The 25972-nt window shown below is 67.8% G+C and carries 24 protein-coding genes; 7 read left to right on the top strand and 17 right to left on the bottom strand.

Features of this window, described 5'->3' with window-relative positions; genetic code table 11:
* The first annotated feature begins 30 nt into the window (after positions 1–30).
* On the top strand, positions 31–795 hold the full coding sequence (locus CDN36_RS05220) for a hypothetical protein (RefSeq protein ID WP_287496173.1): 765 nt from the start codon (positions 31–33) through the stop codon (positions 793–795).
* 31 nt (positions 796–826) lie between these two features.
* Entirely contained in the window at positions 827–1078 is a 252-nt protein-coding gene (locus tag CDN36_RS05215) for a hypothetical protein (RefSeq protein WP_287496172.1), read from the top strand.
* A gap of 61 nt (positions 1079–1139) precedes the next feature.
* Here CDN36_RS05215 and CDN36_RS05210 read toward each other — a convergent pair whose 3' ends face one another.
* From CDN36_RS05210 to gtdA, 6 genes are all read right to left on the bottom strand, one after another.
* Positions 1140–2081, bottom strand: coding sequence for a 2-hydroxyacid dehydrogenase (locus CDN36_RS05210; RefSeq protein ID WP_287496171.1), 942 nt, complete (start codon positions 2079–2081; stop codon positions 1140–1142).
* A gap of 272 nt (positions 2082–2353) precedes the next feature.
* On the bottom strand, positions 2354–3697 hold the full coding sequence (locus CDN36_RS05205) for an MFS transporter (protein ID WP_287496170.1): 1344 nt from the start codon (positions 3695–3697) through the stop codon (positions 2354–2356).
* A gap of 236 nt (positions 3698–3933) precedes the next feature.
* Entirely contained in the window at positions 3934–5151 is a 1218-nt protein-coding gene (locus tag CDN36_RS05200) for a 3-hydroxybenzoate 6-monooxygenase (RefSeq protein WP_150553773.1), read from the bottom strand.
* A gap of 36 nt (positions 5152–5187) precedes the next feature.
* The gene (gene maiA, locus CDN36_RS05195) at positions 5188–5829 is read right to left on the bottom strand and encodes a maleylacetoacetate isomerase (RefSeq protein ID WP_287496169.1); all 642 of its coding nucleotides are present in this window, start codon (positions 5827–5829) and stop codon (positions 5188–5190) included.
* A 7-nt stretch (positions 5830–5836) separates the two neighbouring features.
* Positions 5837–6535, bottom strand: a complete 699-nt coding sequence (locus CDN36_RS05190; protein WP_150553771.1) for a fumarylacetoacetate hydrolase family protein — start codon at positions 6533–6535, stop codon at positions 5837–5839.
* 140 nt (positions 6536–6675) lie between these two features.
* Positions 6676–7713: a gentisate 1,2-dioxygenase gene (gene gtdA, locus CDN36_RS05185; protein WP_287496168.1), complete on the bottom strand. Its 1038-nt coding sequence runs from the start codon at positions 7711–7713 to the stop codon at positions 6676–6678.
* A gap of 189 nt (positions 7714–7902) precedes the next feature.
* On the opposite strand from gtdA, the gene CDN36_RS05180 reads away from it, so the two are divergent.
* The 3 genes from CDN36_RS05180 to CDN36_RS05170 all read left to right on the top strand — a co-directional run bounded on the left by CDN36_RS05180 (position 7903) and on the right by CDN36_RS05170 (position 10585).
* Complete coding sequence (locus tag CDN36_RS05180) at positions 7903–8853, top strand: LysR family transcriptional regulator (RefSeq protein WP_150553769.1); 951 nt, start codon at positions 7903–7905, stop codon at positions 8851–8853.
* 94 nt (positions 8854–8947) lie between these two features.
* A complete protein-coding gene (gene ruvA, locus CDN36_RS05175; protein WP_150553768.1) occupies positions 8948–9529 on the top strand; it encodes a Holliday junction branch migration protein RuvA in 582 nt (193 codons plus the stop codon).
* Between the two features lie 147 nt (positions 9530–9676).
* The gene (locus CDN36_RS05170; protein ID WP_287496167.1) at positions 9677–10585 is read left to right on the top strand and encodes a LysR family transcriptional regulator; all 909 of its coding nucleotides are present in this window, start codon (positions 9677–9679) and stop codon (positions 10583–10585) included.
* Positions 10586–10642: 57 nt separating this feature from the next.
* Here CDN36_RS05170 and CDN36_RS05165 read toward each other — a convergent pair whose 3' ends face one another.
* Positions 10643–11962, bottom strand: a complete 1320-nt coding sequence (locus tag CDN36_RS05165; protein ID WP_287496166.1) for an MFS family transporter — start codon at positions 11960–11962, stop codon at positions 10643–10645.
* Between the two features lie 490 nt (positions 11963–12452).
* Here CDN36_RS05165 and CDN36_RS05160 point away from each other — a divergent pair, with 490 nt between their 5' ends.
* Both CDN36_RS05160 and CDN36_RS05155 read left to right on the top strand, forming a co-directional pair.
* Positions 12453–13400: a 2-hydroxyacid dehydrogenase gene (locus tag CDN36_RS05160; protein WP_287496165.1), complete on the top strand. Its 948-nt coding sequence runs from the start codon at positions 12453–12455 to the stop codon at positions 13398–13400.
* Positions 13401–13404: 4 nt separating this feature from the next.
* The gene (locus CDN36_RS05155) at positions 13405–14136 is read left to right on the top strand and encodes a GntR family transcriptional regulator (protein ID WP_287496164.1); all 732 of its coding nucleotides are present in this window, start codon (positions 13405–13407) and stop codon (positions 14134–14136) included.
* A 65-nt stretch (positions 14137–14201) separates the two neighbouring features.
* Here the strand turns inward: CDN36_RS05155 and CDN36_RS05150 are convergent, their stop codons facing one another.
* The 10 genes from CDN36_RS05150 to CDN36_RS05105 form a co-directional block, all read right to left on the bottom strand.
* Positions 14202–15890, bottom strand: a complete 1689-nt coding sequence (locus CDN36_RS05150; protein WP_287496163.1) for an ABC transporter ATP-binding protein — start codon at positions 15888–15890, stop codon at positions 14202–14204.
* 36 nt (positions 15891–15926) lie between these two features.
* On the bottom strand, positions 15927–16715 hold the full coding sequence (locus CDN36_RS05145; protein WP_287496162.1) for an SDR family oxidoreductase: 789 nt from the start codon (positions 16713–16715) through the stop codon (positions 15927–15929).
* Entirely contained in the window at positions 16712–18274 is a 1563-nt protein-coding gene (locus CDN36_RS05140) for a class I adenylate-forming enzyme family protein (RefSeq protein ID WP_287496161.1), read from the bottom strand. Before CDN36_RS05140 ends, CDN36_RS05145 begins: the two co-directional genes overlap by 4 nt.
* A 49-nt stretch (positions 18275–18323) precedes the next feature.
* Complete coding sequence (locus CDN36_RS05135; protein ID WP_287496160.1) at positions 18324–19235, bottom strand: ABC transporter permease; 912 nt, start codon at positions 19233–19235, stop codon at positions 18324–18326.
* A gap of 69 nt (positions 19236–19304) precedes the next feature.
* On the bottom strand, positions 19305–20297 hold the full coding sequence (locus CDN36_RS05130) for an ABC transporter permease (RefSeq protein ID WP_287496159.1): 993 nt from the start codon (positions 20295–20297) through the stop codon (positions 19305–19307).
* 17 nt (positions 20298–20314) lie between these two features.
* The gene (locus CDN36_RS05125; protein WP_287496158.1) at positions 20315–21994 is read right to left on the bottom strand and encodes an ABC transporter substrate-binding protein; all 1680 of its coding nucleotides are present in this window, start codon (positions 21992–21994) and stop codon (positions 20315–20317) included.
* Between the two features lie 89 nt (positions 21995–22083).
* Positions 22084–22515, bottom strand: coding sequence for a PaaI family thioesterase (locus tag CDN36_RS05120; protein WP_150553757.1), 432 nt, complete (start codon positions 22513–22515; stop codon positions 22084–22086).
* The gene (locus tag CDN36_RS05115) at positions 22512–23528 is read right to left on the bottom strand and encodes a quinone oxidoreductase family protein (protein WP_287496157.1); all 1017 of its coding nucleotides are present in this window, start codon (positions 23526–23528) and stop codon (positions 22512–22514) included. The genes CDN36_RS05120 and CDN36_RS05115 overlap by 4 nt, the downstream gene beginning before the upstream one ends.
* Positions 23529–23715: 187 nt before the next feature.
* Positions 23716–24822 carry a M14 family metallopeptidase gene (locus CDN36_RS05110; protein WP_287496156.1) on the bottom strand — a complete coding sequence of 369 codons (1107 nt, stop codon included), beginning with the start codon at positions 24820–24822 and terminating at the stop codon, positions 23716–23718.
* A complete protein-coding gene (locus CDN36_RS05105) occupies positions 24819–25679 on the bottom strand; it encodes a VOC family protein (protein ID WP_287496155.1) in 861 nt (286 codons plus the stop codon). Before CDN36_RS05105 ends, CDN36_RS05110 begins: the two co-directional genes overlap by 4 nt.
* Positions 25680–25972: the final 293 nt, after the last annotated feature.

Here is a 25972-nt window from a genome sequence, read left to right as displayed (position 1 = left end):
ACCTGCATCGAAGGCAAAGGGAGAATGGCGATGGCGAAGATTGTCGCAGGGCGTTTCACGACGTTCGATCAGGCGAATCTGGTGGCAAGCCGTTTGTACGACCGGGCATTCCGCCCGGCCGACGTTTCGGTGTTCTTTCTGAATCCCACGGGGCAGCACGCGCGCTTTGCGGTGGGCGGCGACGTGAATGCCGACGCCGCGGCGCGTCCGGCAGGCAAGGGCGCGGCGCAGGGCGTGGTGGCGGGCGGCGCGTTCGGGCTCGCGCTGGGCGCGTTGTTGTTCGTCACGCTGTGGCGCTTCTGGCTCGTGCCGGTGGTGGGGCTGATGGCCGGCGCCTATCTCGGCGCCTTTCTCGGCGCGTTGCAACGCCTGCGCGGTCGCGAGCAGGTGTCGGCGGCTCAGGCGGGCATGCGCGACGCCGGTGTGATGCTCGCCGCCCACGTCGACGATGTCACCTCGGATACGGCCATTGCCGTGCTGCGCGACGCTGGCGCGGCCGAAATCGAGGAGGCGGATGGCGTATGGGAAAACGGCGAGTGGCGTGACTTCGATCCGACGCGGCGCTCCGGCGCGCCGGAAAGGGACGTGGCGCGTCCGGAGCCGACCGTGGGCGTGGCGGCCAACGACGGGCCGGCGCGGCGGGAGCCGCGTGAGGGGCAGCGGGCACTGCGGGGGGATCAGCAGGCGGATCAGCAGGACGATCAGCGGGGGGATCGGCGTGAGGCAGGGCGTCCCGACGCACGGGGGCGCGAGGACGCCACGCGCGCCAGTCCTCGTCGCACGGACTGGCTGTAGCATTTTCGATGTCGATTACGGGAGATTTGCCATGTTGTCGATCCACACCGGTTTCGTCGTCTGTCCCACCTGCCAGGCGCGCTTTCCCGTGGCGGCGAGCGAGCCGTCCGTCCAGGCGATGCTCGACTACCTGAGCTCCGATGCACAAGTCCGTTGCCCGACATGCGACACCGCGTTCCTCACGAGCCATGCCAAGAGCAGCATCGAACTCGAGCCCGTGAACGACGGCGAGACCCTCTCGCCGTCGCCCGAGCGCAGCATCGACGGGCTGGATAATCACTGACGCCAGTGGTAGCCCATAGCCCACGTAGCCCACGCAGCCCGGGCGGCCCTGGCGCCTGTCGTCACAACGGCGTCAACAGCGCCTCGCCTGCCTGGTGGCGCCGCGTGTTCTCGAGGAACATGGCGAGGGTCGCGGCTTCGGCTTCGGGAGAGCGGCCGGCAACGTGGGGGCTGAGCACCACATTCGGCAAGTCGATGAGCGCCTGGGGCGGTGACGGCTCCCCCTCGTACACGTCCAGGCCCGCGCCCGCAATGACGCCCGCGCGCAGCGCGTTCGCAAGGGCTGCCGTGTCCACGACGCTGCCGCGGCCCACGTTCACCAGAAAGCCGTCCTTGCCCAGCGCACGCAGCACTTGCGCGTCCACGAGATGGTGCGAAGCTTCTCCGCCCGGAGCCGTCACCACGAGATAATCCGCCCACTGCGCCAATGCCAGCACGCTGTCGAAATACCGATAATGCGCCGGCAGGTCGTTGCGAGGATTGCGATTGCGGTAGCCGATCTGCATGTCGAACCCTTCGGCCCGCCGGGCGAACTGGCGACCGACCGCGCCCAGCCCGACGATGCCCATCTTCTTGCCCGACACGCCCGGCTGCATGGGCAGCGCATCGCGCCATACGCCCTTGCGGCACGCCGCGTCGTACTCGGGAATGCGACGCACCGCCGCCAGCAGCAGCGCAAAACCCTGGTCCGCCACCGTCGCCGCGTTCGCGCCCGCCCCGTTGGCCGCCGCGATCTGGCGAGCGCGCATCGCGGCGAGGTCCAGGTTCTCGTACCCGGCGCCCAACGCGCACACCAGCTCGACGTTCGGCAGATGCGCCAGCTCGGCGGCGCTCAACCCCCGCGCGCCGTTGGTAAGCACAAAGCGCGCGCGTTCGCCTTCGGCGCCCCAGCCCTCGGGCACGGGCTGATGACCTGGCCGGTACACCACGTCGAAGTGCGGTCGCAGTTCGGCCAACTGTTCCGAATGCAGGGGAATCAGGACGAGAAGCGGGGGCAGTGACACCTTCAATCTCCACGGAAGTCGTGACAGGAATGAAAAAAGAACGCGAGGAGCGCACGATGCGGGATCGGTCCCCCGGACATCGGCTCGGCCGCAGCAGCGGCACCCGCGCGCCATCCGACACTGTATTCCTGTTTGCGAGGGTTTGCGCCGCAGCATTCAATGCGCTCGCCGCGGGTGTCGCCATCCGCGCCACAAACGACGACGGGCGCCATCGCATGCCGCGAATGGCGCCCGAAGAATGCCGGGCCGGACGTGGCGTCAGCCGAAACGGCTCAGGCCGCGATTTCCAGCGCGCGCGACGCCTGACGGTGGCGCAAGCGGCCCAGCGTGAGCATCGTCAGGCCGGCGAGTACGGCCGGCACGCCGATGGCGGCGAACAGCGCCGGCATCGACCAGCCCATCGCGAGCATGGACGCGCCCCCGACCGAGCCGACCACCGAGCCCAGACGTCCCACGCCGTTGGCCCAACTCACGCCTGTCGCGCGGCAGTCGGTCGGATAGAACTCCGCGGACAGCGCATTCGCGCCGACCTGCCCGCCGGACACGCAGAAGCCGGCCCAGAACACGGCCACCGACGCGAGCACGGGTGAGCCGGCCAGCGGTCCCACGGCCGCAATGCAGATGCCGGCCAGCACGTAGGCCCCGGCCAGGACGTAATGCGGATTGAAGCGATCCATCAGCCAGCCCAGCACGATGGCGCCGAGCGTGCCGCCGACCTGGAACATGGCCGTGACGATGGCCGCGTTGCGCAGCGTCAGTCCGTTCGTGCGCAGGAGCGTCGGCAGCCAGCTCGAGAGCAGATAGATCACGAGCAGGCTCATGAAAAAGGTGACCCAGAACAGCAGCGTGCCGCGCAGCAGCTCCGGCTTGAACAAATGACCCACTGGCGACGTCGTGGACGGCTTCGATGCAATGTTGAACGTCGCGCCGCGCAGATCCTCATGCGGGGCAATACGCTGCAACGCGGCGGCCACGCGCTGCGGCGACTTGCCCGCCATCACGAGATAGCGCACAGACTCCGGCAGCGCACGCATCAGGACCACGCCCAGCGCGAGCGGCACCACGCCGCCGACGATCAGCACCGAGCGCCAGCCAAACGCGTCGATCAGCCCGGCCGACGCGAGACCGCCCAGCGCCGAGCCGAGCGTGAAGCCGCAGAACATCGTCGTCACGAGGAACGACCGGCGCGAGTCCGGGCAGTACTCGGACGTGAGCGTGATGGCATTGGGCATGGCGCCGCCCAGCCCGAGGCCGGTGAGAAAGCGCAGTGCAATCAGTTGCCACAGCTCGGCCGAGAAGGCCGAGGCGAGACTCGCCAGTCCGAAGAACATCACGGAGAAGACCAGGATCGACTTGCGGCCGAACTTGTCGGCGAGCGGGCCGAACAGGAATGCCCCCGCCATCAGGCCCGCGAGCCCCGCGCCGAAGAGCGGGGCGAGGTGCGCCGGCGTGAGCGACCACTCGGCGCGGATGGCTGGGGCGATGAAGCCGATGGCCGCCGTGTCGAAGCCGTCGATGGCCACGATCAGGAAGCACAGGACGACGATCATGACCTGGAACGGCGAAATGCGATGCCGGTCGATGAACGCCGTCACGTTGATGGGGGTGGCTGGCATAGGTTGTCTCCTCGAAGGTGCCAGTCGCGGCGAGGCACAGGGCCCGCGTCGCGGTTGCGTTGCAGCGATTGTCGTGATGAGGCCGCCGCTGCCCGCGCGCGCCTGACGACTGGCGACGCAATGTCGGGCAGGGCGGCGGGCGGCAGCGCGGCGGCGCATACCCACACGCCGCGCTGCCGTCCGACCGGCTCCGTGCTGCCGGTTTTCTTGTGGTGATCCTGTGGCGATGCGGGGGCTTACTCGGCGCTCAGCCAGGGCGTTTGCGACAGGCAGTGCTCGGCGCGCCATCCGTGCAGCCATTGCAGCGCGTCGTAGAACTGCGTCTGCGTTCGGCCTTTCCACAGCGAATTGCGCACCCAGCGATCCACGCCCTTGGCGTGATATACGCGGCCCATGTCGCGCGCGCCGTACAGCACCCGCGCGGTGCGGGGAATGCGCGCATGTTCGTATCGGCCGAAGGCGTCGACGAAATCGCCGTTGGCCGCCGCATACGCCGCGCCGAGCGTGACCGCGTCTTCGAGCGCCTGGCATGCGCCCTGCGCGATGTACTGCGTCATCGGGTGCGCCGCGTCGCCGAGAATCGTCGCGCGGCCGAAACTCCACTGCGCGACCGGGTCGCGATCGGCGGTGGCCCAGCGGCGCCACGACGTCGGACGGTCGAGCATCTGATGCGGCAGCGGGTCGATGCCCTCGAAGTACGACAGCACTTCCTCCTTGCTGCCGTCGCGCACGCCCCAGACTTCCTGCTCGCGGCTGTGGAACGTGACCACGAGGTTGTATTGCTTGCCGCCGCGCAGCGGGTAGTGCACGAGGTGGCAGTGCGGGCCGGCCCACACCACCGGCGCATTGACCTGCAGGTCCTCCGGCATGTTCTCGACGTCGACCACGGCGCGGTACACCACGTGCCCCGTCACGCGCGGCTCGTCGCCGATGAGCACGGCGCGCACGGCGGACTTCACGCCGTCGCAGCCGATCACGGCGTCGGCCGTATGGCGCTCGCCATGCTGGTCGACGACCGTCACGCCGGCGTCGTCCTGCTCCAGCGAGACGACGCGCGTGGCGGTGCGGAACCGGATGAGCGGATTGCGCTGCACCGCCTCGAGAATCGACAGATGGATGTCGGCGCGGTGGATCACCGCGTAAGGGTTGCCGAAGCGCTCGCGATACGGGGCGCCCACGTCGACCTCGGCGATCACGCTGCGGTCGATCGCGTCACGCAGCGTGATGTGGTCGGTGAAGACCGAGCGTGCGCGCGCCGCCTCCCCCACGCCGAGCGCGTCGAGCGCGGCGAACGCATTGGCGGCGAGCTGAATGCCCGCGCCGATCTCGCCAATGGTCTCGGCCTGCTCGAGCAGTTCGATGCGCACGCCCTGATTGGCGAGGGCCAGCGCGGCCGCGAGGCCGCCGATACCGCCGCCGACCACGAGCGCCTTGGGTTGATGGGTTTGTGTCATGTTGTCTCCTGCGGCCCTTCCAGCCGTGAATCGGGATTACGCCGTGTAGTCCGGCTGACGGTCGGGGGCGGCCGCGCGGAAGGCCGGATGCGCCGACGCGTGCTCGAACACCGCCATCGCCTTCGGGTAGGCCGACAGGTCGCACCCCATGCGCCGGGCGTTGGCGATCTGCGGGACGAGGCAGACGTCGGCGAGCGTGGGCGCCTCGCCGAAGCACCACGGGCCCTGGCCGTGCTTGTCGAGCAGACGCTCCACGCCGGCCATGCCCTCGGCGACCCAGTGCCGATACCACGCGTCTTTCTGCGCGGCCGTGAGCGCCAGCGGGCCTTGCAGGTACTTCAGGACGCGCAGGTTGTTGACCGGGTGAATATCGCAACTGACGAGCATCGACAGCTCGAGCACGCGGGCGCGCGCTTCGGTGTCCTGCGGCACCAGACGCACCTGCGGATACTTCACGTCGAGGTAGTCGAGGATCGCCAGCGACTGGCCCAGCGTCATCTCGCCGTCGACGAGCGCGGGCACGGCCGCCGACGGGTTCACTTCGTCGACGTAAGTGCTGGCCCGATGCTCGCCCACGCGAATGTTCACCGGGATCGTGTCGAACGCCAGTCCCTTGAGCGCAAGCGCGATGCGCACGCGGTACGACGTCGAACTGTTGAAGAAGCTGTAGAGCTGCATGACGACCTCAGACCACGCGCACCTTGATTTCGCCGAGCCCTTCGACTGCCGTGACCATCGTCTCGCCGGCCTTGACCGGGCCCACGCCCTCGGGCGTGCCGGTGTAGATCAGATCGCCCGGCTCCAGGCGGAAGAACTGCGATAGATACGACACGGTTTCCGCGACCGACCAGATCAGATGCGTGATGTCGCTCTTTTGCTTTTGCACGCCATCGACCGTGAGCGAGATCGCGGCCTTTTCGATGTGGCCGACGACCGAGGCGGGATGGATCGGGCCGATGGGCGCCGACGCGTCGAAGGCCTTGCCGATTTCCCACGGCCGGCCCATCTCGCGCATCTTCATCTGCAGATCGCGGCGCGTCATGTCGAGCCCGACCGCGTAGCCCCAGACGTGCTCGAGCGCCTGCTCGAGCGGGATGTCGGAGCCGGCCTTGCCGATCGCGGCCACCAGTTCGGCCTCGTAGTGGTAGTTGTTCGTCTGGGCCGGATACTTCAGCGTCAGCGTGTCGCCGTAGGCGACGGGGAGCACGGCGTCGGCCGGCTTGCAGAAGAAGAACGGCGGCTCGCGGTCCGGATCGAAGCCCATCTCGCGCGCGTGGGCGGCGTAGTTGCGGCCGACGCAGTACACGCGGCGCACGGCGAACTGGTCGTTGCTGCCGGCAACGGGAATGGCGACGGTGGCGGGTGGAGCGAAGACGAAGGACATGGTGTTTGACTCGACTAAAAGGGAAACGTTGGGGCGTCGCCGATGCGGGGCGACGCCGGTTCGTGAATGAATGAAGCGAAGGCGTTCGTGGCGTCCGTTGCGTTCGTCGGGCCCGCGATGGGCGGGCAATGAGGCCGCGCTCAGGTGCGCGACTCCCGCAGCAGGTTCAGCGCGGCGAGCACCGGGCGGTCCGAGTAGCTGAACAGCACCGCGTCTTCGAGCGCGGCGAGCTGCACCGGCGCCCACGACGGCACGACGAAGTGGTCGCGCGGCTCGAACTGGAACACCTCGTCGCCGATGCGCACCGTGCCGCGGCCTTCCACGACCGAGAACACCGTCGCGTCGGTGCTGCGATAGGTCTTGCCCTGGAACCCGGCGGGCAGGTATTGCATGAACGTGGCCATCGTCGGCATCGGCCAGCCGCCGGTGGCGGGGTTGACGTAGCGCAGCTTGATGCCGTCCCACGGATCGAGTTCACCGTTGCGGTACAGCGTGTCGAGCGCTTCGCGCGAGCGGGCATACGGGTAGCTGAAGATGGGCGAGGTCGGGTCGCTGACCTTGTGATGCACCGGCAGCATGTTGAAGCCGTAGCGCGCGAAGCTGTCGCCTTCGGGGCGCTGCACCGGTTGCTGCGCCTGCGGGTAGTTCTCGGCGAAGCCGGCGTCGAAGTACTGCACGAGCGGAATGTCGAGGCCGTCGAGCCACACGACCGGCTCGCCGTCGGCCGGGTTGCCGTGGTCGTGCCAGGTCCACGACGGCGTGATGATGAAGTCGCCCGGCGCCATGGTCGTGCGCTCGCCGTTCACGGCGGTCCATGCGCCGCGCCCTTCCACGATGAAGCGCAGGGCCGATTGCGTGTGACGGTGGCTCGGCGCGATCTCGCCCGGCAGGATCAGTTGCAGGCCCGCATAGAGCGAGCCGGTGATGCTCGACGAGCCTGGCGTGCCCGGATTTTGCAGGATGAGCACGCGGCGCACGGCCTCTTCGGCGCTGATCACATTGCCCGCTTCCATCACCAGCGGGCGCACCTCGCGGTATTTCCAGATCGCCGGCACCACGCGCGGGCGCGGCTGGGGCGGCACGAGGCTATGCAGCGATTCCCACAGCGGGGCCATGTGGTTGCGGCCAATGTGTTCGTAGTAGGCAGCGCGCTCGGCGCTGGGGGCGCGTTCGGACATGCGTGTCTCCGTATGGCTCCGTATGGTTATGAAGTCGGGTGGCCCGGGAAACGGGCCGCCGGCTGATCTATGGATAGCGTTATACTCGGCGAGACATAATCTTTGAAATGAAAAAATCATCGAATCCATACGAAAAATCGTATGGATCGACCGATCTGAAAGGCATCCCCGGGTGCCCGGAGAGCGCGCATGGACTGGACCCACCGCCTGCGTCTGCGCAATCTGCAGATGCTGCTGACCCTTGCCGAGACCGGCAACATGAGCCAATCCGCGGCTTTGCTCAATACGACGCAGCCCGGTTTGTCGAAGTGGCTCAAGGACCTGGAGGACGATATCGGCCTGCCGTTGTTCGAGCGTCAGGCGCGCGGCCTGCGCCCCACGGTCTACGGGGAAGCCCTGATCGAGCACGCCCGGCGCATCGAGGCGCAGCTCGACACGGCGCGTGACGATCTCGACGCCATGCGCGAGGGTGGCAGCGGGCTGGTGGCGATCGGCACGTCGGGCGCGTCCTCCGCGGACACCGTGCCGCTCGCGGTGCTGCTGTTGCTCCAGCGCATGCCGCGCGTGCAGGCGCGTGTCATCGAAAACACCATGGACCGGCTGATGAACCAGCTCGCGCACAGCGAGATCGACATCGTCGTGGGGCGCTCGGCGCCGGAACTGCAGGATCGCAACGTGCGCGCCGAGGCGCTGTATCTGGAGCCGCTTCACTTCGTCGCCCGCGCCCGGCACCCCGTCTTCTCGCTCGCCAGCGTCGACTGGCCGGACATTCATCGTTATCGGTGGGTGGTGTGGCCGCGCGGCACGCCGATTCGCAACGCGCTGGAGGCAGCGCTCGGTGAGGCGGGATACCCGCTGCCGAACGACACGGTCGAATCGAATTCGACGATTCTCAATCTCACGCTGCTCAACAACAGCGACATGATCGGTCTGGCCTCGCACCGAACCGCTCGACGGCTCGAAGCGCTCGGCGCGCTGCGCATCGTGCCGCTGCGTCTGGCCGGCTTCGGTGCGATCTCGATGTACTGGCGCGACGATGGCGCCAACCGCGCGGCCGTCGCGGCGGCGCTCGAGTGCCTGCGCGCGGCGGCCACGCGATCGACCGGGGACGCCGTCGCGGGCGTCGAAGGGCAGGGGTGAGCCCCCGTGGCGGCGCGGCGACCTGCCCGAGCGCGCCGCCACGTCGCCGTTTGCTACACTTGCCGCCTGTCGAAGTCACTCTCTCGGGGCGTCAATGATTGGCCGCATCTCCGGCACGTTGCTGGAAAAGAACCCGCCGCACATCCTGGTCGATTGCCAGGGCGTGGGCTACGAAATTTCGGTGCCCATGAGCACCTTCTTCAACCTGCCCAACGTGGGCGAGCGCGTGACGTTGCTCACCCAGTTCATCGTGCGCGAAGACGCGCAGCTGCTCTTCGGCTTTGGCTCGCCCGACGAACGCAACACCTTTCGCGAACTGCTCAAGATCTCCGGCGTGGGCGCACGCACGGCTCTCGCCATCCTCTCCGGCATGAGCGTGGCCGACATCGCGCAGGCCGTGACGCTGCAGGAATCGGGGCGCCTCACCAAGATCCCGGGCATCGGCAAGAAGACGGCCGAGCGACTACTGCTCGAACTCAAGGGCAAGCTCGGCGCACAACTGGGCACCGTGCCGGGCGCGGCGACGCCGCATGATCACAAGAGCGACGTCGTCAACGCACTGCTCGCGTTGGGTTATTCCGACAAGGAAGCGATCGCGGCCGTCAAGACCGTGCCCGAAGGCACGAGCGTGTCGGACGGCATCAAGCATGCGCTCAAGTCGCTTTCCAAGGCTTGACGCGAGTGCGGGCGAAGGGCGAGACCGGAAGCGCAACGGTAAGCGCAACCGAATGTGGCCGCCGCTGCGGGCCGAAAGGGTATGGCAGGCGCGGCGCGCCGAGGGCCATGCGCAATACGGCGGCAGGGGGAGCGGTGGGGAGACGGCATGCAACTGCGATGGCTTGAAGACTTCGTCGAACTCGCACGCACGCGCAGTTTCACGCGGGCGGCCGAGAATCGCTTCGTCACGCATCCGGCCTTCGGCCGGCGCATTCGCGCGCTGGAAGAATGGGTCGGCACCCGACTCATCGAGCGCACGAAGCCGCTCGAGCTCACCGCCGCCGGCACCGTCTTTCTCGACGCGGCCACCAACGCGCTCGACATCCTTCACAGCGCCCGCACCCAATTGCAGGACGCCGCGCCCACGCTCGAAAACAACCTGAAGATCGCCACGGGCCGCACGCTCGCCGCCACGTTTTTCCCGGACTGGTACGACCAAACCGTGGCGCGCATCGGCGCCTTCACCGCCACGCTGTCCACCGGCGGCGCGGAGCAGGCGATTCTGCGGCTCGCCGCCGGCGAAGTCGATCTGCTGATCGTCTATTCCAGCGCGCACACGCGGCTGCTCATCGATCAGGACCGTTTCGACTGGTTGAGCGTGGCGCGCGAGGTGCTGGTGCCGGTCAGCGCCCTCGACGCCCAGGGACGCGCCAAATACCGGCTGGCGGCCGGGCCGACGCCGATTCCATGGCTGGCGTTCACGCGCACGCTCACACTGCGCGCGGTGCTCGCGCGCCACCTCGCCGAAATGCCGAACCGGCCCACGCTCAGGCCCGTCTATCAGGCCGATTCGTATGAGGCGATTCTCGCAATGGCGCGCCGCGGCGCCGGCATTGCCTGGCTGCCGCAGCGCCTCGTGGCGGACGACGTCGCGCGCGGCACGCTCGCCATCGTCGGCGGCAAGGACTGGCAGATCGGCTTCGACATTGCGCTGTACCGCCGCCGCCATCAACCGCATCCGGTGCTCGACGCGATCTGGCAGAGCACGCGCCAGGCCTCGGGGGACGACGCCTGACGCCCGCGCGCTCGCCGGGCAGGCTCGGCCATGCGCCTTGCCGCCCGGCCGCCACGATCAGTGTTCGTGATGCAGATACCTGGCTTCGCGCGGCAGACGCAGACTCACGAGGAATGCGATCACCATCATGCCGGTGACATACCAGTAGAACGTCGGCTCCATGCCGGCCTTCTTCAGCCCCAGCGCCACGTATTCGGCCGAACCGCCGAAGATCGCATTGGCGACGGCGTAGGCCAGACCCACGCCCAGGGCGCGCACTTCCGTCGGGAACATCTCGGCCTTCACGATGCCGCTGATCGACGTGTAGAAGCTCACGATCGCCAGCGCCACGCAGATCAGCACGAAGGCGGCGACCGGGCTGTGCACGGTCTTGAGCGCGGTGAGGATCGGCACCGTGGCGATCGCGCCGAGCGCGCCGAAGAGCAGCATGTTGTTGCGGCGGCTGATGCGGTCCGAGAGCATGCCAAAGAGCGGCTGCATGCACATGTAGACGAACAGACAGCCCGTCATGACGTAGCTGGCCGTCTTGATCGGCATGCCGGCCGTGTTGACCAGGTACTTCTGCATGTACGTCGTGAACGTGTAGAAGATCAGCGAGCCGCCCGCGGTATAGCCCAGCACCGTGAAGAACGCCGCCTTGTGATGGCGGAACAGGCCCGCGAGCGTACCGGCTTCGCGATTGGTGCGGCTCGCCGTCGTCGACGTTTCGTGCAGCGTGCGACGCAGCAGCAGCGCGACCACGGCCGTGATCGCGCCGACCACGAACGGAATGCGCCAGCCCCATGCCTTGAGCTCGGCCTCGTCCAGCAGTTGCTGGAGAATCACGACCACCAGCACGGCGAGTAGCTGGCCGCCGATGAGGGTGACGTACTGGAACGACGAGAAGAAGCCGCGGCGGCCCTTGAGCGCCACTTCACTCATGTAAGTGGCCGTGGTGCCGTACTCGCCGCCGACCGACAGGCCTTGCAGCAGACGCGCCAAGAGCAGCAGCGCGGGCGCCCAGTTGCCGATGCTCGCGTGCGTGGGCAGCGCGGCGATGAGCAGCGAGCCGAAGCACATCATCATCACCGAGATGACCATCGAGTTCTTGCGGCCGTTGCGATCGGCAATACGGCCGAACAGCCAGCCGCCGATGGGGCGCATGAGAAAGCCCGCGGCGAACACGCCGGCCGTGTTGAGTAGCTGCGCGGTCGGATCCGAGCTGGGGAAGAACGCCGGCGCGAAATAGATCGCGCAGAACGCATAGATATAGAAGTCGAACCACTCGACCAGATTGCCCGACGATGCCGCGACGATCGCGAACACGCGCTTGCGGACTTCTTCGGGGGTGGGGGGCTTGGCGCCGATTTCGGCGTTGAGTGTAGCTGTCTCTTTCATTTCTACTGGCGATGGGGGCACCGCGTTGACTACGTTTGCAACACGACGCGCAACGCCCGCCGTCATATCCGGTTCACACCGGGTCTCATTGGCGGAGCCTCGCGTCGCGGGGGCGGGGCCACTATAGCGGGTATGGGCGGGACCGCACAATGCCCGGGCGCCAGATCCATTATTGTGAATATGGAAACAATCGACGGAATTGTTGCTGTGCAGCATGGCGATCACGCCCGCCGGGCGGCGTTCCCCGTCGGATGAAGATCCGTCCCGGTCGCAGGGAAAGCCGGGGGAAATTTTCCGAAATTTTCTCGCCGGACGAGAGCCGGGCGCGGGCGTCGCCGCTTATGCCCGGACGCCACGTACATTTGCGCGGTGCATTCATAAGCTATTCGATAAGAAATGCTTAGCCGGCCGGGAAGCGGCCGGTAGCATGAGAGGCCGCTCTCTCTCCCGAAGCCCTCGCGCGTTGTCGCGAGGCGCCACTCCTGAAGTCATGCAAGGCGATACGTTATTGATCAAGTCGGGCGGCGCCGCCGCATTGCCCGAATGGCAGCACCACTTTGCGCGGCTGATGCCTGGTCTGCGCGTGTGCGGATGGGACGACCCGTTCGTCGATGCGCGCAATGTCAGGTATGCGCTCGTCTGGCAACCCGACCCGGGGCGCCTCGCTCGCTATCCCCGGCTGCGTCTGATCCTGAGCGCGGCCGCGGGCGTCGATCACATTCTCGCCGATCCGAAGCTGCCGCCCAACGTGCCGATCGTCCGCATGGTCACCGAGGAGACGCGCGAGCGCATGAGCGACTTCGTCACCCTGTCGGCGCTGGCCATCGTGCGCGACATGCCCGCGCTCGTGGCCGCACAACGCGACGGCCAGTGGGCCTGCGACCTTACCGGGCGCCTCGCGCGTGACACCCGCGTGAGTGTGCTCGGACTCGGCGAGCTGGGCCGTGCAGTGGCGGCGAGGCTGCGCGCCAACGGCTTTCGGGTGAACGGCTGGACGCGCACGGCGAAGCCGGCGGAGAACGTGCCGGTGTTCTCGGGGGAAGGGCAACTCGACGCGTTGCTCGCGCAGACGGACATCCTGGTCAACCTCCTGCCCGATACGCCGGCCACGCGCGGCATTCTCGGCCGCCGCCTCTTCGCGCGCCTGCCCGCGGGCGCCAGCCTCATTCAGGTGGGACGCGGCGCGCACCTCGATCGTCATGCGCTCCTTGACGCCCTCGACAGCGGACGCCTGCGCTGGGCCGTGGTCGATGTCTTCGACATCGAGCCACTGCCGCCGGACGATGCGCTGCGCCGCCATCCCAAGGTGCTCGTGACGCCGCACATCGCATCGACGGTGTCGTATGCCGCTCGCGCCCGGCAGGTGGCCAACGTCCTTGGCGCGCATTTGCGCGGCGCGCCGCTGCCGTTCGTCTACGACGCTGCGCGGGGGTACTGACATCATGACGAGCGACTTGCGCGCGAGTGAAGACGCCGCCGCCACCGCGCGCGGCGACGACGCTTACGAGCGCATCCGGCACGATGTCCTGACTTGCGCGATCATGCCCGGCGCCATCGTGAGCGAGGCCGAGCTCATGCGCCGCTACGGCATCGCGCGCACCAGTTGCCGGGTGGCGCTGGTGCGGCTCGTGCACGAAGGCTTCGCGCGAGCGATCCCGCGTCAGGGGTATCGCATCTCGCCGATCACGTTGGCGGACGTCGAGGAAATCTTCACCCTGCGCGCACAGCTCGAGCCGATGGCGGCGCGGCTTGCGTGCGGCAACGTCGACACCGAATTGCTCGCGCGGCTGGACGAGGCCTGCGAAGCGCCTTACGCCCACAAGCCCATCGGCCACCAGATCGCGTGGTTCCTGCACACCAACCGCAAGTTTCACCTGACGATCGCGGCCGCGAGCGGCAATGCGCGGCTATACCGCACGCTGGCCGGCCTGATGGACGACATGGCCCGGCTCGTGTCACTCGGCTTCGGCGTGCAGGGCGTGCGCCCCGGCATCGAACACGACCACGAGGGCATCATCGAGGCGTTCGCGGCCGGCAATGGCGCGCGCGCCGAAGCGCTCGCCCGCCGGCATATCGAGACCTTCCTGCAGCAAACCAAGGAGCAGGTGTTCGCGAGCCTCTCCAGTGCGGGCACGTGGCTTCCCTATTTTTCCATTGCCGAGCTAAGAAAGTAGCTGGCGCATGCCCACTGCCCCTGCCGCTCATGTGCCGCTCACGTCGCTCATGTCGCTCATGTCGTTCATGCCGCGGTGCGAGCGCGCGCGTCTTCGTGACGCCGCCCCGGAATCGCGTCGAGCAGTGCGCGCGTGTACGGATGTGACGGCGCGCGGAAGATCGACGCCGTGTCGCCGTACTCGACTACGCTGCCCGATTTCATGACGGCGAGCGAGTCGCACAGCTGCGCGGCGACGCGCAGATCATGCGTGATGAAGATCATCGACAGGCCCAGTTCCGTCTTCAGCCGCGCGAGCAGGCGCAGCACCTGCGCTTGCACGGAGACGTCGAGGGCGGAGACGGGTTCGTCCGCCACCAGCACGCGCGGGCGCATCGCGAGCGCGCGCGCGAGCCCGATGCGCTGTCGCTGACCGCCGGAGAATTCGTGCGGGAAGCGATCCAGCGCGTCGGCGCTCAGGCCCACCAGCTCGAACAGCTCACGTGCGTGCGCCCGTGCCTCGCGGGGCGGCTCGCCGCGTGCGATGGGCCCTTGCGTGACGATGTCGCCCACACGGCGTCGCGGGTTGAGTGAACTGAACGGGTCCTGGAACACCATCTGGATGTCGAGGGCCGCTCGGCGCGCTTCGGCGCTGAGCGTACCGGCGGCAAGGTCGGCGTCGCGATAGAGGATGCGTCCGGCGTCAGGCGTCATCAGCCGAAGGATCGCGCGCGCGAGCGTCGACTTGCCCGACCCACTTTCGCCGACGATGCCCAGCGTCTTGCCTGCGCCGACTTCCAGGCTCACGTCGCGCAACGCGGCCGTGTGTGCCTGCGCCTTGCCGGGCCAGCCATGGCGCCGGTACGTCTTGCGCACCTGCTCGACACGCAGCACCGCCGGCGTGCCGCTGCTCTCGCGGCGGGGCATGCCCGACGCGTCCGGCACGCCGGACACGCCTGACACGCCGGACGTCGCCGGACCCGGCCGGGGCAACGCCGGCACCGCCGCGATCAGCGCTCGCGTGTACTCGTGCGAAGGCCGGGTGAGCAGCGTTTGCGCCGGGCCTTGCTCCACGATCTCGCCGTGCCGCATCACTGCGACCCGGTCGGCGATCTCGGCCACCACGCCGAAGTCGTGCGTGATGAACAGCACGCCCGTGTCCTTGCGCTGCTGGAGTTCGCGAATGAGCGCGAGGATTTGCGCTTGCGTGGTCACGTCGAGTGCGGTGGTCGGCTCGTCGGCGATGAGCAGCTCCGGCTCGAGGGCGAGCGCCATCGCGATCATCGCGCGCTGGCGCTGGCCGCCCGACAGTTCGTGCGGATAACGTTTGGCGGCGTCGGGCGGCGACGGGATATGCACCGCCTCCAGCCATTCCAGGGTGCGCGCGCGAATCGCGCTGCCGGACAGGCGCGTGTGCGTGCGATAGACCTCGGCGATCTGATCGCCGATGGTGCGCAACGGATTGAGCGCCGTCATCGGTTCCTGGAAGATCATGCCGATGCGCGCGCCGCGCCAGCGGCGACGCTGCGCTTCGGGCAGCGCCAGCAGATTCCCTTCGCCGTGCCAGGCCGCGCGCCCCGCGCTCACGCGCACACCCGGCGGCAGCAATCCGAGCAGCGTGCTCGCGGTCATCGACTTGCCCGAACCGCTTTCTCCGACCATGCAAAGAATTTCGCCGCGTGCGAGGGAGAACGACACGTCGTGAAGCGCGTGCGGGCGGTCCGCCCCGGCAGGCAGATCGAGAGTGAGGTGTTGGACGTCGAGCAGTGTCGTCATGATGCAAGTCCGTGAAGGCGGCGGCCAACCGCACGTTCAGAGGCGCTGACCGCCGCTCGCGTCGAGCGACTGGCCGGTGATCCAGCGGGCGGCGTCGCTGGCGAGAAACGCCACGATGTCGGCGATGTCGCGCGGCTCGCCCACACGGCCGAGCGCTACGGTTTTTGCGATGACTTCGCGCTCGACGGGGTCGCTCGCGCGGCGATTCAGATCCGTGGCCGTCGCACCGGGCAGCACGGCGTTGACCGTGATGGCGCGCGCGCCGAGATCGGCGGCGAGCAGCCGGGTCAGCGCTTCCAGACCCGCTTTCGCGGGCGCGTAGACGCTCATCTCGGGATATGCCGCCCGGGTGCCCATCGACGACACGTTCACGATGCGCCCGCCGTCGCGCAGGCAGGCAAGCGCGTGCTGGATCAGAAAGAACGGCGACTTGAGATTGACCTGCAAGACGCGGTCGAACGCTTCGGGCGTCACGGCGTCGATGCGCGCACGCAGGCCCACACCCGCGTTGTTCACGAGAATGTCGAACCGCGGCGGCAAATGGTGCGCGGCGAGTGCGCCGGTGAAGCGCTCGATGAGCGCGAGCGCGCCGTCGGGCGAGGCCAGGTCCGCGCGCACCGCAAACGCGCGCGATCCGTTCGCGTGCAGCGCTGCGACGAGCGTCTCGGCGTCGTCTTGCGCGGCGTTGTAGTGCACGGCGACGGTTGCGCCGCGCGCGGCCAGCGCGATAGCGATGGCACGACCGATGCCGCGGCTGGCGCCGGTGACGAGGGCGACTTTGCCGTCGAGACGGATCGGGTCGCGAGATTCAGGCAGAAGATTCATGAGGCGCGGGCTCCGCAGAGGACGGATGTGTGGCTTCGGTCATCGCTCCAGCCGTGCTCGGCTTCGAGCTTGCGCGCCTGTTCCAGCAGCGCGTGACGGTCGACCTTGTTGGTGCCGGCCCATGGCAGTTCGGCAACGAACGCCACGCGTCGCGGATGCTGATACGCGGGACCATTGGCGAGCGCATGCTGCTTGAGGGCGTCGACGCCGAGCGTGCTGCCCGGCTGCCGCACGACGAAGGCGACCGGCACGGCGGCACGTTCCTCGTCGGGCAGCGGCACAACGCTCGCCTGGCGCACTTCGGGGTGCGCCTCGAGCAGCTTTTCCACTTCCACGGGATAGATGTTCTCGCCGGCGCAGACGAACATGTCGTCCGCGCGCCCCACGAAATAGAAGAAGCCGTTCGCGTCGCGCCGCATCACGTCGCCGCTGTAGTACCAGCCGTCCTTGAGCACCTGCGCCGACTTTTCCGGCAAACGGTGATAGCCGCGCATCACGGCAGGGTTGCGCATGCACAGTACGCCGTGATCGGCGTCCGCTCCGTCGACGAGCTTGACGGCGTCCGGCGAGAGCGGATAGCCCAGGGCGAGCGGCGGCAGCGCAATGCCATCGGGGTGCGGGCCGAAGATGCTCGGGCCGGCTTCGGTCGTGCCGTAGCCGTGATGGATATGCGTGTGCGGGAATGCGGCCTGGATTCGGGCGAGGAGCGCGGCGCTCATCGGCGCGGAGCCGAGCATCACGCGCCGCAGCGACGAGACGTCGCGGCCCGCCAGCGTCTGCGGGTCCTTGACGAGCCGCGCGAACATCGTGGGCACGGCGGTGAGCACGGTGATGCGATAAAGCTCCAGCGCATCGACATACGAGGCCACGTCGAACGACGGCAATATCACGAGCGAAGCATTCGCCGCGAAGGCGCGCTTGGCCATGAAGAGCCCGTTCATGTGAAACAGCGGTTGCGCGAGCAGATAGCGCTCGGCCGACGGATCTTCCGGCGCGACGTGCGTCGCCCCAAGCGCCCAGAGCTGCCCGGCGTGCGTGAGCGGCACGCCCTTGGGTTTGCCGGTGGAGCCGGACGTGTAGAGCATCTGGGCAATGTCGTCGTGCGCGGGACGCACGGATTCGAAGTCGGTCGGCCGGACCTGCGCGGTGAAACCCCCGGGACCGTCGTCGTCGAAATCGATGACCGGCACGCGCGAGGCGAATGCTTCGCGGCGTGCACCGTCGACGAACGCGAGCGAGATGCCGGCGTCGTCGATCACGTAATCGAGGATTTCGCGCGACTGCTTGATGTTGATCGGCACGGCGACGTAGCCCGCACGCATGATGCCGAAGTAGGCGATCAGATACTCGGCCCGGTTGAGCGAGGCGATGGCCACGTGGGCGCCGGGCGGCAGGCGCCGGTCGCGCAATAGGGCGGCCACGCCGCCGGCGAGCCGGTCGATGTCGGCGTGGGTATAGCGATGCGGCAGCTTGCCGTCGCGCAGATCGACGATCGCGGTGGCGTTCAGATCGAGCGTTCGGTCGATGAGGTCGCCGAGGTTGTGCCAGCGGTGAGTCATGAGATTCGGTCGGGTGATGAGGGAGTCGTGAAACTGGCGCGAGGCGTGTTCAGCGCTTGCGCAGCGAAGGGTTCAGCGCGTCGTTCAGGCCGTCGCCCACGAGGTTGAGCGCGAGCACGGCGAGCATGATGGCCACGCCGGGCTCCGCGCACAGATACCAGGATGAGCGGATGAGCGTGCGGCCTTCCCCGATCTGGCGGCCCCAGCTCGCCACGTTCGGATCGCCGAGCCCGAGAAACGACACGACCGATTCGTACAGAATCGCGCCGGCCACCACGAGTGTTCCCATCACGAGCACCGGCGGCAGCGCATTGGGCAGCACCTCGCGCAGCGCGATTCGCCATGGCGACAGGCCGACGGTGCGGCATGCCTGCACGAACTCGCGCGACTTGAACGACAGGCACTCCGCCCGTGTGAGGCGCGCGATGGCAGGCCACGACACCAGGGCCACGGCGAGCACCGTGTTCTCGATGCGCGGGCCGAGAATCGCGACGACCGTGAGCACGAAGACGACGTTCGGCACGATCTGGAACAACTCCGTCAGGCGCATGAGCACTTCGTCGATCCACCCGCCCCACCATGCGGCGAGCGCGCCGATCGACACACCGATGAGCGTGGCCGCGACACTGGCGGTAATGCCGATGAGGAGCGTGGCTCGCGCACCGTGCGCGAGCTGGGCGGCGATGTCGCGCCCGAGCGCGTCGGTGCCAAGCGGGTATTGCCATTGCTCGAACGGCCAGATCTCCGGCGCGGCCACGATACGCAGCGGATCGCCCGGATACCACCAGTTCGCGCATAGCGCGACCACGGTGATGAGGGTGAGCAGCGCCGCGCCGGCCACGGCGCCGCCGTGTCGCGTGAATTGCCGCCACGCGCGGGGGCGGCGCCGCCCGTCGCGAAGCGAGGCGGCGCCACGGCCCGGACGGAGCGCGTCGAGTACAGGTTCGGCGGAAGACGTCATGGGAAAAAACGGTTCGTTACGGTGGAGCAATGGGAAAACGGATGGCGTGCACGGGGCGCGCCGGCGACATCACGGCGCCTGAGTTCGTATGCGTGGGTCGAGCCGCGTGTAGATCAGATCGACGGCGATGTTCGCGACGATGACCAGGGCCGAGCTGAGCACCAGCAGCCCGAGCACGACCGGGTAGTTGCGACTCATGACACTGTCGAAGAGCACGCCCCCGATGCCGGGCCAGCTGAAGACCGCTTCCACGACGATGCTGCCGCCGAGCACCGTGCCGAGTTGCAGGCCGAGCAGCGTGACTACGGGCAGCATGGCGTTGCGCACCATGTGCCGCATGATCACGGTGCGGCGCGTGAGCCCCTTCGCCAGCGCGGTGCGCACGTGATCCTGGCGCGCCACTTCGAGCATGGACGCGCGCATCACGCGGGCATACGTCGCCGCATAGAAAAGGCCGAGCGTGAGCGCGGGCAGCGCCAGGTGGTGGAGCACGTCGAGCGTGGCGCGCCACACGCCGGCGAGGCCCGTGCCATAGTCCATGCCGATCGTGGTCATGCCGCCCACCGGCGCCCAGCCGAGCTTCACCGAGAACAGGATGATCAGCATGATGCCGAGCCAGAAACTCGGTGCGGCAAAGCACACCACGGCGGCAACGGACACGAGCGTGTCGCGCCACGTATTCACGTTCACGGCAGCGACGACGCCGGCGCTCACGCCCACGAGCACGGCGATGGCCAGACTTGCCAGCATCAGCACGAGCGTGGCGGGCAGATGCGCCACGATCACGTCGAACACCGGCAGGTTGTGGCGGTACGAGTAGCCGAGATCGAGATGTGCCACCGCGTTGATGTAGTGCAGCAGTTGCTGCCACAGCGGCTTGTCCATGCCGTAAGTCACGCGCAGCCGCTCGATCAGCGCCGGGTCGGTGACCTGCTGCTCGGCGGTCATCACGTCGAGCAGTGTGCCGGGCACCGACTGGATCAGGCAGAAGTTCATGACGATCACACCGAGCAGCAGCGGCACGGCTTGCAGCACCCGGCGCAACAACAGACGCGTCACCATGACAGTCGCCTCCCGCCTTACGCGAGCCACACGTCGGCCAGCGCGTCGCCCTGCACGTTGGCGCTGGTCGTCGCGCGCCGCACGTTGGTGCGCGAGAGCGTGAACGATTCCATTTCCACAAGCGGCACGTGCGGCACGTCGGTCGAGGCAAGGCGCGCGAAATCATGGGCGAGCGTTATTCGCTTCGCGTTGTCCGTCTCCACCGTCAGGCGATCGACGAGCGCGTCCATCGCCGGGTTTGAATAGCCGGTGGCGTTGCGAAACGCCGCGCCCTTGACAATGCCGTCCGTCGTGTAGAACTGCGTGACCACTGGCACGAGTTCGAGCGGGGCGGTGAAGTTCGAGATGGCGATGTCGTAGTCGTAGTCGCCGTAGATGCGCTTGAGCGACGTGGCCCGGTCGAGCGAGTCGAGCTTCACGGTGATGCCGATGTCCTGCAGCGCCTGTTTCACGTACTGACCGAGCTTTGCGTTCTCCTCGAACCAGGCGGCGGCAACAAGGTTGACCGTGAAGCGCGAGCCGTTCTTGCGGGGCAGGCCTGCGGCGTCGAGCAGCGCGCGCGCCTTGGCGGGGTCGAACGGGTATTTCGGCACGTCGTCGGTGAAGAACAGCGGATTGCTGCGGAAAATCGGCGAGACGGCGGGCTTGCCGCGCCCGAAGTAGATCGTGTCGATGATGAACTTGCGGTCGATGGCATGCAGGATCGCCTGACGCACCTCGCGTCGCCTGACGTGCTCGCGTCGCTGATTGAATTCGATGGTGACCGCCCACGCGGCGTTTTCGTAGCCCTTCGTCTCCACCGCGATCTTGCCCGTCTTCACGAGACGGTCGATGTCGCGCGCCGGCACCGGGTTGGAGAACGCCACCGCGAGTTCACCCGTTTCCAGTGCGGCCGAGCGCGACGCCGGATCGCTCCACCAGCGAATGATCAGCTTGTCCGGATACGGCTGCGCATTGTTCCAGTACTGCTCGTTGCGCGAGTAGGCGACGTGGCTGCCGCGCACCCACTGGCCGTACTTCCACGGCCCGGTGCCGACCGGCGCGTTGTTGAGCGGGTTCGTGATGATGTCCTTGCCCGCATAGAGGTGTTTGGGCACGAGCACCTGGTATTGACCCGCCAGGATCGACTTGAAGAAGAACTCCGGCACCGGCGTGGAGAATTCCAGTTTCACGGTGTGAGCGTCGAGCGCGCTCACACGCTTGAGCGCCTTGAGCGCGACGCCGGCCGAGATCGGCTTCCAGTGTTCCTGCACGTTATAGACGACGTCGTCCGCGGTAAAGGGCTTGCCGTCGTGCCATAGCACGTTCTTGCGCAGCGAGACGGTGTAGGTCCTGAAGTCGCCCGAGGCGCGCACGTCGGTGGCGAGCACCGGCTGGAAGGCGAGCTTCTCGTCGATCTTGAGCAGCCGCTCGAGGATCTTCGTCGAGGTCATGAACGGGCTGGAGCCGCCGCCGCCCGGCACGAACAGCGCCTGCGGCTCGAGGCCGCCCCAACTGGCCACGAGCGTGCCGCCGCGGCGTGGTGTCCCGCCCGTGATCGTGCCTGCGCCGCCGGCATTGGTCGCGCCGGCGGCATTGGCGCGCGTGGGCGAGACAAGCCATCCGGCGGCGCCGGCCAGTGTCGTGGAGGCGGCCAGGGCGCCGCCCGCGCTGCGATAGAGGAACTGACGTCGGGAAAGGCCCCGTGATTTACGCATGATGAACTCCGGTAAGGCTGGGCACCCGTGCGTGCGCGCGAGTGCCTTGCAACGTCTTGGCGATGAAACCCCAGCGAATGTCCGGCGCGTCAGGCGGGCGCCAGCGTGGCGTAGCTCGCCCGGCCGATCGCCACGAGCGCGCCCTGGTCATTGAAAAGATCGACGTCCGCGACACCGATGCTCTTGCCGAGCCGGCGCACGCGCGCCACGGCGCGCAGATCGGTGTCGACGGCCGGTCTCAGGTAGTCCACACGGAAGTTGACGGTCGGCAGCCCGCGGCCGACGAGCATGCCCACGGCGAAGTCGCCGACCGTGTCGATGACCGCCGCGAGCGGGCCGCCGTGCCACTGGCGCGTACCCGCGCCGCGCTCGAAGGCCGGCTGGAACGGCACGCGCACGTCGAGGGTTTGTGCGTCGTGATCGAGCGCCGTCACACGCAGGCCGAGCCACGCGATGAACGACGACTTGTCGAACGCCTGCTGGACCTGTTCGGCGCGAAGGGGCTGGACGGACGTGCTCATGCGGCCACCAGCACCTTGCCGATGACCTGGCGGTTCTCCAGCGTCGCGAGGGCTTGCGCGCCATGTTCCAACGGCCACTTCTTGTCGATCAGCACGCGCAGCTTGCCGCTGGCAACGAGTTCGAGCAGTTCGTGGAGGTCTTCGCGCTCCCAGCCGTTCGAGCCGCGGATCTGCAGCTCGAACGTCCAGATGAAGCGCAGGTCTTCCTTGGGATCGAAGCCCGCCGTGGCGCCGCAGGTGAGCACGCGTCCGCCCTGGCGCAGGGTGCGCAGCGAGCGCGTCCACGTGTCGCCGCCGGTGAAGTTCACCACCACGTCGACACCGCCGTTCTCGGCCGCGCCGCGGCGGCGCGCGGCCTTGCCGTAGCGGGCCCGCACGACTTCCACGAAGTCTTCCTCGGTGTAGTGGATGATGTCGTGCGCGCCAAGCTCGCGCAGACGCTCGCCCTTCTCGCGCGAACCCGCGCAGGCGATCACATGCGCGCCGGCGAGCTTCGCCAGTTGCACGGCGCACACGCCCACGCCGCCGCTTGCGCCGAGAATCAGCACACGTTCACCGGCCTTGATCTGGCCGATGCGGTGCATCATGCGCAGCGCGGTGCCGTAGGCCACGGGCAGGGCGGCGGCGGCGTCGAACGAGACAGCGTCGGGCAGGCGCACCAGTTGATGCGCGGGTACGCGGCACAGCTCGGCCAGGCCGCCGTGGGTCGTTTCACCGACCAGGCCGCCCGTGACGCGGTTGATGGGATCGACGAGCACGCGATCGCCGACCGACCAACCTTCGACACCCGGGCCGACGCTGGCGATCTCGCCAGCCACGTCCAGCCCGATGATCACCGGGAACGGCAGCTTGATGCCGGGCATGCCGCGACGGGTGAATACGTCGTGGTAGTTCAGCGACGAGGCGCGCACGCGCAGGACCACTTCGCCTTCGCCGGCAACGGGGTCGGGGAAGTCGGTCTCGAGTTTCAGGGCGTCGTTGTCGCCGTGTTCACGCAATACGATGGCTTTCATGTCGTTTGTCAGTCGTTTCTCAGTCGTTTCTCGGTCGATTCAGGGTGAGCGACGCCCTCGGGCAGTCGCCGATCAGTGTTGAAAACGGAAAACGTGGCGCCGGCGCGGACCGCCCTGGCAGCCGCGCGACGCCCAGGGTCGGGCGTCAGCCGGTCATGGGCTTGCGTTCATACGTGCTTGCGCCTCGCTAAGCCGCCGTGGCGAGTCCCTGCAGCGCCTGCCGCGTGATCTGCAGGCCGTGCGCGAGCACGCTGTTGCGCCACACCGAGGACACCGGTACGAAGGCGTCGAGCACGTCGGCGCGCAGTTGACGGTCGCGCGCGGCGTCGGGCTGTGCGCCTGCGCGTGAGCGCAGCCATTGATCGAGGCGATTCGCGAGGCTGGCGTTCGCGCCGCGCGTGCCGAATTCCACGACTGCGCCGATCACCGGACGTCCCTTTGCGAACTGCTCGACGCCGCGGAAGACGAGACCCTGATAGTCGGGGCGGCGCAGGCCGTGCGGCCGTTGATCGAGCACGCGTTGCTCGCCCCACCAGCGCGCGGCTTCACGCTGCTCTGCGCTGTTCTCGACGTTAAAGCAAAGGAAGAAGGGCTCGCCGTACTCGCCAATGCCGGTGTGCCAATCGATCAGGCCGATGCGCTGCGCCTGCGCGAGGTCGCGCTCGACGATGGTCTGCAGTGTCACGTTCGACCATTCCCGTGCGCGTCCGCCGTAGATGAGGCCGTCGGCGTGGGTGTACTGGCCGCTCGCGAGCGTGTTGAACAGCGCGTCGGCGCCGTGCGTTTCGCGAAAGGCGTCGATGGCCTTGGCGCTTTTTTCCAGACCCTCGCTCGTCCATTCCTCGGGAATCAGATGATCGTGCAGCGACGCGTAGTGCGCATTGGCCGGCGGCGTGCGGGCGTGGTCGATGAAGTTGCGGTTCAGGTCGACGTTGTTTTCCGTGGTCCGCGTGGCGTGGGCAAAACCGTAGGGGTTGAGCGCGTGCACGAAAGTCACGGCCACGCCGGAAGGCAACGTGCTGGCCGCGTGTGCGAGCCATGCGGTTTGGACGGCCGAACCCGCGCCACCTTCGAGGCCATGCGTGCCGCTGATGGCGAGCAACTGATGCGGTGCGTGCGCCGGACCGAGGCGCGCGACGTCGATGCTGAGCTCGCTGCCGTCCGGCGCCTTGGCATTGGGGTGAACGTAGGTCGTGAGGCTCGCGCCCGCGTGGTCGGCGGCGCGCCGAAAGCGTTGCCGGGCGTCGCCATAGTCGACGCCGAACGCCTGCCACCAGGTCGGCTGCGTGCTCATGCGGCGTCCCCTTCGGCGAACTGCAGTGCCACGCGAAAGCCGTCCGCGGCGGCGACGAGCACCGAGCGCTCGCCCGACGCCGTGAATGGCACGCCGTTCTCGCGCAGCGTGGCCCGGGTCTGCACGAGCGAGCGGGTGCGCAGGATGAGCGCGACGTTGCGCTCGCTGCCATCGTCGGTCGTCTCGACCTTGCCGAAACGTTGCTCGGCTTCGGCGGGTGTGACGAAATGCACGCGTGCGCGACCGGCGGCGAACGAATAGCCTTGTGAGCCCGTGGCCGTGAGCACGCCGGGTCCGAAGACGCGCTCGTACAGCGTGGCGGTCACGGCGGGGTTCGGCGAGCTGATGACGAAGCCGACGATGTCCGTCACGCCGTTGGGATGATCGCGCCACTCGTCGCGCCAGACGTTCTCCGGCGTGAAGTGATGGCAAAAGAACGTGCGGCCGTTGCGCACCAGTTCAGCGGCCAGACGCACGGTGCGAAAGCGGGCCTCTTGCGTGGTGCCGTCGGGCAGGCGCACCGGCCGGAAGAATTCGGCGGGGGTTTCCACGCCGATGTTGCGCGCCTGCAGGGCGCTGAAGAGACCGTGCGAGTCCTGCGTCTTGAAGACGAGGCCCGTGAGACCGAGCGGCGCCTGCGTCACGTCGGGGCGAGCCGTCGATTTGCCGGCCTCGTAGCCGAGCAGTTCGAGGTAGTTCTCGCCGAAGATGGCCAGATGGTTGCTGGTGCCGAGCGAGTGATGGCCGCGTTCGGTCAGCGAAAAACCGAGACGGCGGTAGATGTCGACGGACGCGTCGAGCTCGCCTTTGACGTTGATGACCACATGGTCGAGCACCGGGGCGGGAATCTGGCTCATGCCCGGCCTCCGTTGCGGTGATGGGGATGTCGGGCGGTGGCGGCGACGGAGGTAATGGCGCTAATGACGGTGAGGGCGACAGCACCGACGGCGGCGCCTTGGGCAAAACGGCTGAACACGACAGCTCCCGGCAAAATTGGACGACTCGTCCATTCTAGGAGCGTTGACGCCCACGCCCAACTGACCGTTTTTGCTTTGCTTATTGATCCGGCCCTTGCGCACTTGAAATTTTCTGCACCACCCTCAACTCGGATTCATGCAAGCAACCGACATGAGATCGCTGAGCCGCGAAG

This window comes from Pandoraea sp. CB10b_02 (assembly GCF_002216225.1).
Lineage (GTDB): Bacteria > Pseudomonadota > Gammaproteobacteria > Burkholderiales > Burkholderiaceae > Pandoraea > Pandoraea nosoerga.
This window is presented reverse-complemented; position numbering and strand designations above follow the sequence as displayed.

Excerpts from the sequence above, each read along its gene's own strand:
- CDN36_RS05220 (WP_287496173.1), top strand. The coding sequence starts at position 31 with ATGGCGAAGATTGTCGCAGGGCGTTTCACGACGTTCGATCAGGCGAAT.
- CDN36_RS05215 (WP_287496172.1), top strand. The coding sequence starts at position 827 with ATGTTGTCGATCCACACCGGTTTCGTCGTCTGTCCCACCTGCCAGGCG.
- CDN36_RS05205 (WP_287496170.1), bottom strand. The coding sequence starts at position 3,697 with ATGCCAGCCACCCCCATCAACGTGACGGCGTTCATCGACCGGCATCGC.
- CDN36_RS05200 (WP_150553773.1), bottom strand. The coding sequence starts at position 5,151 with ATGACACAAACCCATCAACCCAAGGCGCTCGTGGTCGGCGGCGGTATC.
- maiA (WP_287496169.1), bottom strand. The coding sequence starts at position 5,829 with ATGCAGCTCTACAGCTTCTTCAACAGTTCGACGTCGTACCGCGTGCGC.
- CDN36_RS05190 (WP_150553771.1), bottom strand. The coding sequence starts at position 6,535 with ATGTCCTTCGTCTTCGCTCCACCCGCCACCGTCGCCATTCCCGTTGCC.
- gtdA (WP_287496168.1), bottom strand. The coding sequence starts at position 7,713 with ATGTCCGAACGCGCCCCCAGCGCCGAGCGCGCTGCCTACTACGAACAC.
- CDN36_RS05180 (WP_150553769.1), top strand. The coding sequence starts at position 7,903 with ATGGACTGGACCCACCGCCTGCGTCTGCGCAATCTGCAGATGCTGCTG.
- ruvA (WP_150553768.1), top strand. The coding sequence starts at position 8,948 with ATGATTGGCCGCATCTCCGGCACGTTGCTGGAAAAGAACCCGCCGCAC.
- CDN36_RS05170 (WP_287496167.1), top strand. The coding sequence starts at position 9,677 with ATGCAACTGCGATGGCTTGAAGACTTCGTCGAACTCGCACGCACGCGC.
- CDN36_RS05165 (WP_287496166.1), bottom strand. The coding sequence starts at position 11,962 with ATGAAAGAGACAGCTACACTCAACGCCGAAATCGGCGCCAAGCCCCCC.
- CDN36_RS05160 (WP_287496165.1), top strand. The coding sequence starts at position 12,453 with ATGCAAGGCGATACGTTATTGATCAAGTCGGGCGGCGCCGCCGCATTG.
- CDN36_RS05155 (WP_287496164.1), top strand. The coding sequence starts at position 13,405 with ATGACGAGCGACTTGCGCGCGAGTGAAGACGCCGCCGCCACCGCGCGC.
- CDN36_RS05150 (WP_287496163.1), bottom strand. The coding sequence starts at position 15,890 with ATGACGACACTGCTCGACGTCCAACACCTCACTCTCGATCTGCCTGCC.
- CDN36_RS05145 (WP_287496162.1), bottom strand. The coding sequence starts at position 16,715 with ATGAATCTTCTGCCTGAATCTCGCGACCCGATCCGTCTCGACGGCAAA.
- CDN36_RS05140 (WP_287496161.1), bottom strand. The coding sequence starts at position 18,274 with ATGACTCACCGCTGGCACAACCTCGGCGACCTCATCGACCGAACGCTC.
- CDN36_RS05135 (WP_287496160.1), bottom strand. The coding sequence starts at position 19,235 with ATGACGTCTTCCGCCGAACCTGTACTCGACGCGCTCCGTCCGGGCCGT.
- CDN36_RS05130 (WP_287496159.1), bottom strand. The coding sequence starts at position 20,297 with ATGGTGACGCGTCTGTTGTTGCGCCGGGTGCTGCAAGCCGTGCCGCTG.
- CDN36_RS05125 (WP_287496158.1), bottom strand. The coding sequence starts at position 21,994 with ATGCGTAAATCACGGGGCCTTTCCCGACGTCAGTTCCTCTATCGCAGC.
- CDN36_RS05120 (WP_150553757.1), bottom strand. The coding sequence starts at position 22,515 with ATGAGCACGTCCGTCCAGCCCCTTCGCGCCGAACAGGTCCAGCAGGCG.
- CDN36_RS05115 (WP_287496157.1), bottom strand. The coding sequence starts at position 23,528 with ATGAAAGCCATCGTATTGCGTGAACACGGCGACAACGACGCCCTGAAA.
- CDN36_RS05110 (WP_287496156.1), bottom strand. The coding sequence starts at position 24,822 with ATGAGCACGCAGCCGACCTGGTGGCAGGCGTTCGGCGTCGACTATGGC.
- CDN36_RS05105 (WP_287496155.1), bottom strand. The coding sequence starts at position 25,679 with ATGAGCCAGATTCCCGCCCCGGTGCTCGACCATGTGGTCATCAACGTC.